We start from the raw sequence: 1,065 nt of genomic DNA on the forward strand, positions 1-1,065 counted from the left end.
TGATGTAGTTGTAGCATTACCACAATCATCAGTAGCTGTAAAGGTAACAGTAGCCGAACCAGTGTTACCACAACCATCGCTAAGGGCATCAAAGCTGTTAGTCCAGGTTACGTTAGAGCAAACATCAGAAGCAGTTGCACCACCATTAGATGATAACCAAGCTTGTAGCGCTTCAGTATTTCCTTGTCCGTCACATTGAACCGTTGCATTAGCAGCAGCCGTATCAATAGTTGGAGCAGTAGTATCTTCGATAGTGAATGTTGCAGATGTAGTTGTAGCATTTCCACAATCATCAGTAGCTGTAAAGGTTACAGTAGCCGAACCGGTGTTACCACAACCATCGCTAAGCGCATCAAAGCTGTTGGTCCAGGTTACGTTAGAGCAAACATCAGAAGCAGTTGCACCACCATTAGATGATAACCAAGCTTGTAGCGCTTCAGTATTTCCTTGTCCATCACATTGAACCGTTGCATTAGCAGCAGCTGTATCAATAGTTGGAGCAGTAGTATCTTCGATAGTGAATGTTGCAGATGTAGTTGTAGCATTTCCACAATCATCAGTAGCTGTAAAGGTAACAGTAGCCGAACCAGTGTTACCACAGCCATCGCTGAGCGCATCAAAGCTGTTAGTCCAGGTTACGTTAGAGCAAACATCAGAAGCAGTTGCACCACCATTAGATGATAACCAAGCTTGTAACGCTTCAGTATTTCCTTGTCCGTCACACTGAACCGTTGCATTAGCAGCAGCCGTATCAATAGTTGGAGCAGTAGTATCTTCAATAGTAAATGTAGCTGAAGTTGTTGAAGTATTACCACAACTATCAGTAGCAGTAAATATTACAGTTGCTGAACCAGTGTTACCACAACCATCGCTAAGCGCATCAAAGTTGTTAGTCCATGTTACACCGGAACAAGTATCAGAAGCGGCAGCACCACCATTAGATGATAACCAAGCTTGTAGCGCTTCAGTATTTCCTTGACCATCACATTGAACCGTTGCATTAGCAGCAGCCGTATCAATATTTGGTGCTATAATATCCTGAACAGTAAATGTAGCCGAAGTAGT

Annotated in this window: 1 protein-coding gene; it reads right to left on the bottom strand. The window is 43.3% G+C overall.

Features of this window, described 5'->3' with window-relative positions:
• Positions 1-1,065: PKD domain-containing protein (locus L1S35_RS13185; protein ID WP_370641072.1), on the bottom strand; the 1,065-nt coding region annotated here is incomplete at both ends.

Source organism: Flavobacterium anseongense, assembly GCF_021608185.1.
Taxonomy (GTDB): Bacteria; Bacteroidota; Bacteroidia; order Flavobacteriales; family Flavobacteriaceae; genus Flavobacterium; species Flavobacterium anseongense.